This is a genomic window from Streptomyces sp. adm13(2018), assembly GCF_008042145.1.
Lineage (GTDB): Bacteria > Actinomycetota > Actinomycetes > Streptomycetales > Streptomycetaceae > Streptomyces.
This window is the reverse complement of record NZ_RDBH01000038.1, coordinates 1-6104: the sequence shown is the minus strand read 5'-3', so window position 1 is coordinate 6104 and position 6104 is coordinate 1. Positions and strand designations below refer to the sequence as shown.

The window sequence follows — 6104 nt, the reverse complement described above, 5'->3', positions numbered from 1 at the left end:
GGCTGGGCGGGCCAGCAGGCCTTCGCCACCGCCCCGCTCCCGCTGTTCCTGGGCCTGGCCGGCGGCACGATGGCGGTGGTCGCCTTCCGGGGTCTGACCTCGGGACGGCACTGAGCCCCCGGCCGCGGGTCAGCGGTCCGGGACCGGCTGCCGGAAGTACGGGTCCCGCCCGGCGGTCCGGTAGCCGTCGAGGGCCGGTCCCGAGTCGACGGTCAGATCGCAGCCGGGACCGGGCACGGCCCGGTTCCAGTGCACGTACGCGCGCGCGTCCGGCAGGCTCGGGGCCACCCCGGGGATCGCGGCGTACCAGTCGCGCTGCCGCCCGGGCCGCTCCGGGTCCGGGGCGGTGGAGAACTCGGAGAACATGATCGGCTTGTCGTCGGAGACGTTCTTCCGGAGCCAGTCGTAGCCGGGGCGCTGACTGCGGTCGAAGTCGAGCCAGTCCGGCGACTTGTGGCAGAGGTAGTAGTTGTACTGGTCCATGCCGATCCAGTCGACGTACGCGTCCCCCGGGTAGAGCGCCTTCATCCGCGCGGCGTTGCCGGTCCAGCCCGAGACGGTCCACACCCACACCACGTTGGTGACGCCCAGTTCGGCGAAGCGGTCGTGCAGGTGGCGGTAGGCGGCGACGTACTCCTCCGGGGTCCCGGCGCCCTCCGGGATGCGGAAGTCCGCCTCCTGGTCGAAGGAGAGGAAGACCCGCTTGCCGTACTCCTTGATCCGCCGGGCCTGCGGGTCGATGACGGAGGCGTCGTACCTCCCGGCGGCGACGTTCTTCCAGCCGAGCTGCCGCTCCGTCCAGTCGGCGTGGTGCTTCTTCGTCCACACCGTGGACTCCCAGGCCAGCATGAGGAGCCGCTCGCGGCCCAGTTCGCGCTCGTCGGGGGTGAGGAGCCGGCCGTCGGCCTCGCTCCCCGACATGTCGTGGTACGTGTAGACGAGGTCGAGCCTGCGGCCGATCTTCTTCTCGAAGGCGTACACGGGCCGGGTGAGCGAACTGTCCTCGTCGTACGGGATGTACGCGCCCCACCAGGCCCCGCACGGGGCGACCAGGGCGGCGTCGGGCGCGCAGCGGTCCTCGTCCTCGGCGAGGGCCGACCAGACCCCGATCCCGGCGGTCAGGGCGCACACGGCGGCCAGGGCGGTCACGAGCCGGGCCCGGGTCCCGGCCGGGGCGGGCCGCCGGGTCATCCGCCCCCACCGGCCCCTCGGGCGCGGAACCCCGGCGGGCGGAACCGGGGCGTACGGGCGGGCCGGGCGCCGTCCCGCTCGACGGCCCCCCGGGTGGCGGCGGGCAGCGGAACGCCGGGGAGGACCGCGACGACGCTCACGAACAGGGCCAGGAGCACCAGGAAGAGGGTGAGCGAGAAGGACTTCGTCAGGAAGAGGGCGGTCGCGACGAGGGTCGCCACGGACAGGCTGAGCGGCGCGGCCAGCGCCCAGGCCTCCAGCCGGGCGCCGGGGCGCAGTCCGGCGGGCTGCGGGAGCAGCAGGGCGAGGCCGGGCCCGAGGACGACGAAGGCGAGGACGGGGATCCAGCGCGCCGGTGAGCCGCCGGGGAAGGCGGTCGCCGCGAGGGCGACCCATCCGGAGGCCGCGAGCGCGGCTCTGCGCTGGACGCGCGGGGTCAGGCGTGGGTGGGCCATGGCGTACCTGCTCCTCGGACGGGTGGGCTGCCCCACGACCCCCGGCTGACCCGGCCCGCCGGTGACGGCGGGCCGGGTCAGCCGGGGGTCGTGGGGCGGTAGCGGAGGACGAGGCCGTACCGGCTCTCCTCCACGACCGCGAACAGCGGCGACGCCTTGAGCGCCACGCCGAGCCGGGCGAAGCCGCCCTCCGGGAGGTAGCCCTCGCCGATGACGGCCTCCCCCTGGGTGGGGGTGAGGATCACGTACGCCGGGCGGCCCGCGGGGATGCCGCCGGCCAGGTAGCCGGCCGGGTCCTTCAGCATGCGGAGGTTCTCGTCGACCTCCTGCTCGGTGAAGAACCAGCGCTCGTACCGGTCGTAGCGGTAGTACGAGTCGGCGAACGCCCCGGTGGCGGCCAGGATCAGCGCCCCCTCGGGCGCCCGGTCGAAGGTGCGGCGGGTGAGCGCGGTCTCGCCGGGCGGCGCGTAGTGCATGCCCTCCTTGCCGTAGTACGAGGGCAGGAAGCCGGCGAGCATCGCGACGAGGGTGACGGGCAGGGCGACGGCCGCCGTGCGGCGGGCGAGCGCGGCGGGCCGGCCGGCGGCCCCGGCGGCGGGGACGAGCGCGGCGGCGGCGAAGAAGGCGGCGCCGGGGAGGCCGAAGAGGTAGACCCGGAAGATCATCTCGCCGCCGTAGTCGTTCACGGCGAACATCGGGAGGGGCGCCGCGGCGGTCAGCAGCAGCGGCAGCGCGCTGCGGACCAGCCTGCGCCGGAGGAGCACGGCGGCGACGGCGAGGCCGCCGAGGGCGAGCACCATGAGGATGTTGGCGCTGCCGACGAGTTCCGGTCCCGGCCCGGTGGGATCGCCCGCGAAGCCGGGCCGCGAGTTGGCGAGCAGGTCGCCGGCCTTCTCCCGAAGGGTGCCGAGCGTCTCCAGGAACAGCTCCCGGCCCATCGTCAGGTTCCAGACCAGCATGGTCAGGCCGGTGACGGCGAGGAGCCCGAGGTTGCGGTAGCGGCGGGTCAGGCAGAGCGCGAAGAGACTCGCGCACAGCATGATCGGGGTGAGCTGGTGCGAGGCGTTGATGGTGACGACGACCGGCAGGAGGAAGAGGACGGCGACGGCCCGCTGCCGGGTGGTCGTCGGCGGCGGCACGGCCGCCGCGGCCGGGTCGAGCGCGGCGCGGTCGCGCAGCGCTCCCGCCGAGCCGGGCAGGACGAAGTGCCGGACGACGACCGCGAAGACGGTCAGGTAGAGCAGGTAGGAGAAGCCCTGCGGGGAGAGGTAGTCCTGGCCCACCCAGTTCGCCAGCTGGAAGATCCACACGCCGGTCCACACCAGCCGCCAGTCGTCGCTGAACGTGCGGTAGACGAGGATCAGGACCGGGACGGTGAGGAGACCGAGCGCGACGGGCGCCCAGTTGATGAAGGACGCGGCGGCGTCCACGCCGAAGGCCCGGACGAGGGCGGCGTCGAGCGAGAAGAAGCCGGGCCACTGGTCGTAGGCGGACATGCCGCCGGAGAGCTCGGTGCCGGGGTGGACGGTGCCCTGGGTGAGCAGTCTGCTGATGATGGCGTCGTGCTTGGACGCCCAGGCGTAGCGGACGGAGTCGTAGAGGATCGCGGGCGGCGCCTTGAGGGCGACGAGCATGGCCGCGCAGTAGGTGGCGGGCCAGAGGGGCACGGTGCCGGCGCGGCGCAGGGTGAGGACGAATCCGCCGGTGAGGACCGCGAGGGACGCGTAGAACACGACCGGGAAGCGGTCCAGGAGACCGAACTGGTCCATGTCCCGGAAGTCGATGCCGGGCAGCGCCCAGAGCCAGAGGGCGGCCGCGACGAGCAGGGGGACGAGGTTGAGGGCGTCCGGCGACCGGCCGAAGGCGACGAGCCGACGCCGGGCTGCGACGGCGCCGCCGGCCGGGGGCTTCTCACGGCCGGTGCGGGGCCAGCCGTCGGTGGCCGGAGCGGCGGCCGGCGCGGCGGGCGGAGCACCGGCCGGCGGGTAGGTCGGCGCGGTGGGCGGAGCCTCGGTCGGCGGGTAGGTCGGCGCGGTGGGCGGAGCCTCGGTCGGCGGGTAGGTCGGCGCGGCGGCCGCCGACTCCCCTGCCGTCTGCGGGCGTTCGGGCTTATGGCTCTCCCCGCGGTCCTCGGTGCCGGACTGCGGCGGCACCCCGCTCCCGGTCACCGGTGCGGGCCCCTGACGCTGCACGGCCTCTCCCCCCACGGACATCCCCTTCGCCGAAGTACAGGAACGTACTTCGGATGTGTTCGGCCTTTCAACCGCCGGTCGGATCGCCGGAGTTGTCGATCTTGCGCGCGCCACGGCCACGCCGGGCCTAGCCCGCGAACCCGGGCCCCTTCAGCAGGGCGCGGGCCCTGCGGTACATCCGCCAGCCGATCGTGGGCAGCGAGTCGGGATACGGCGCCGTCCGCGCGCCGCGCCCCTCCATCCACCGCTCGACGTCGGCGACGGTGTGGCCGCGGCGGACGATCAGCCGGGCGATGCGGTAGATCTCGTCGGAGCCGGAGCTGAGCGCGTGCCGGACGGCGACGGCCGAGGTGTACCCGGCGGCCGCGGCGGCCCGCCGTACGGCCGGGCTGTTGTAGCCGTGGGGGTAGGCGAGGTGGCGGACCTCGTGCCCCAGGACGTCCTCCAGGACCGCCTTGGACTCGCGCAGCTCCCGGCGGAGCGCGGCCGGTGCGAGGGTGTCGAGCTGCGGGTGGGTGGCGGTGTGCGCGCCGACCTCGATCCCGTACTGCTCCAGCCGGGGCGCCTGGGCGAGGGTCATCATCGGCGCGGGCGGCAGCAGGCAGGGGCGGCCGCGGGTGATGGCCCCGGTGGTGAGGTACGCGGTGGACGGCAGACCGCGGTCGGCGAGCGCTTCCGCGGTGGGGCCCACCAGATCGGCGAAGCCGTCGTCGAAGGTGAGGACGACGGGCCGGGGCGGCAGCGGGGCACCGGTGGCGACGTGCGCCGCGAGCGCGCCGACGGTGACGGCGGTCCGGCCGCTGGCGACGACCGCGTCGAGCTGCGCCGCGAACTCCCGGGGCGAGACGGTGAATTCGGCGATCCAGTCCGGGGGGTCCGCCATCACGGCGTGGTAAAGGAGGACGGGTATGCGGGTGCGCGCGGAGCCGCCGGTCATCGGATCACCGCCGCACTCCCGCGCCGGGCCTGCCCGCCGCCCTGCCCGCCGCCTTGGCCGCCGCCTTGACCGGGGGTCCCGCCGGGGACCCGGGTGCGGGCCCGTGTGCGGCCCTGGGCCCGGGCCTTGGCGTAGCCGATCGGGCCGTAGAGCATGCCGCGCCGCTCCAGCCGGGAGAGGGAGGCCGGCCAGGGGTGGTGCTGGGTCCCGTGCTCGCCGGGCACGCCGGTCTCCGGGGTCTCCCCGCGCCGGGCGGTCATGGTCCGGGCGTGCGCGAGGCCGCGGGGCAGCCGGGCCAGCAGGGCGGGCAGCAGGCGCGGGCTGCGGACCAGGGTCGCGGTGAGGTAGGCGGTGAGACCGGCGCCGTAGCCGTACGCCTGGTTCCGCAGGTCCTGCCAGGTGTCGCGGTGGTGGTGCCAGACGAGGGCCTCGGAGGTGTAGCGGAGGCGGAAGCCGGCGGCGAGGACGGCGACGAAGGCGTACAGGTCGTCGCCGCCGCGGGCGGCGGTCCCGGTCCCGGTCGCCGGGTCGAAGCCGCCCGCCCGGCGCAGGGCGTCGGCGCGGAAGGCCATGTTGGCGCCGGAGCCGAAGCTGCCGGCGGTGAAGGGGAAGAGCGGCTCGTCGGCGGGCGGGTGCGCCGGGTCGTAGAGGCGGGGGGCGAAGCCCTTGGCGAAGCCGCCGTGGGACTCCAGGAGGACCTGGGCGGGGGTGCCGAGTCGGGCGGGCAGGATCAGGCCGGTGACGCAGCCCAGGCCGGGGTCGGCGGCGAAGGGGGCGGTGAGGGAGCTCAGCCAGTGCGGGTCGGCGATCACGTCGTCGTCGGTGAAGGCGACGACGGCGCCCTCGGCTGCGGCGAGGCCGGTGTTGTGGGCGGTGGCGAGCCCGGGGGTGTCCTCGCGCACGTAGCGGATCCGGTCGGCGTGCTCGGCGTACGTCCGGGTGACCAGTTCATGGGTGGCGGGGGTGCGGGGCGCGTTGTCGACGACGATCAGCTCGAAGTCCGGGTGGTCCTGGGCGAGGAGCGAGTCGAGGGCGCGGGCGAGCGGTCCGGGGCGCTCGCGGGTGGCGACGACGACGGAGACGCGGGCCGGGGGCGCGGCGGGCGGTGTCCCGGGGACGTGGGTCCGGGCGGCCGCGAGGCGTTCGGCGTCGGTGCCGGGCCGCCCGGCCTCGGCGAGCCGCCGCCGGGCGAGGTCCGCGAGGACCGTGGCGGGGTCCTCGCCGTCGGCGACGGTGCCGACGACGGTGGCGGCGGGGCGGCCCCGGAGGCGTACGAGCGCGAAGACGTCGCCGGGCACGACGGGCGGCCCGCCGGGCGCGGGCCGGAAG

At 75.7% G+C, this 6104-nt stretch carries 5 protein-coding genes; all 5 read right to left on the bottom strand.

Features of this window, described 5'->3' with window-relative positions; translation table 11 throughout:
• Positions 1-129 precede the first annotated feature (129 nt).
• Positions 130-1191: a glycosyl hydrolase gene (locus EAO70_RS03340; protein ID WP_148001534.1), complete on the bottom strand. Its 1062-nt coding sequence runs from the start codon at positions 1189-1191 to the stop codon at positions 130-132.
• On the bottom strand, positions 1188-1646 hold the full coding sequence (locus tag EAO70_RS03335) for a hypothetical protein (protein ID WP_148001533.1): 459 nt from the start codon (positions 1644-1646) through the stop codon (positions 1188-1190). Before EAO70_RS03335 ends, EAO70_RS03340 begins: the two co-directional genes overlap by 4 nt.
• Before the next feature lie 77 nt (positions 1647-1723).
• Positions 1724-3838, bottom strand: a complete 2115-nt coding sequence (locus EAO70_RS03330) for a hypothetical protein (RefSeq protein WP_261992623.1) — start codon at positions 3836-3838, stop codon at positions 1724-1726.
• Between the two features lie 127 nt (positions 3839-3965).
• Positions 3966-4721 carry a polysaccharide deacetylase family protein gene (locus EAO70_RS03325; protein WP_261992622.1) on the bottom strand — a complete coding sequence of 252 codons (756 nt, stop codon included), beginning with the start codon at positions 4719-4721 and terminating at the stop codon, positions 3966-3968.
• 50 nt (positions 4722-4771) lie between these two features.
• Positions 4772-6104, bottom strand: a 1333-nt coding sequence (locus tag EAO70_RS03320) for a glycosyltransferase (RefSeq protein ID WP_148001531.1), incomplete at its 5' end; no start/stop codon positions are given.

Bases quoted from the DNA above. Each gene is read 5' to 3' on its own strand.
- EAO70_RS03340 (WP_148001534.1), bottom strand. From the start codon at position 1,191: ATGACCCGGCGGCCCGCCCCGGCCGGGACCCGGGCCCGGCTCGTGACC.
- EAO70_RS03335 (WP_148001533.1), bottom strand. From the start codon at position 1,646: ATGGCCCACCCACGCCTGACCCCGCGCGTCCAGCGCAGAGCCGCGCTC.
- EAO70_RS03325 (WP_261992622.1), bottom strand. From the start codon at position 4,721: ATGGCGGACCCCCCGGACTGGATCGCCGAATTCACCGTCTCGCCCCGG.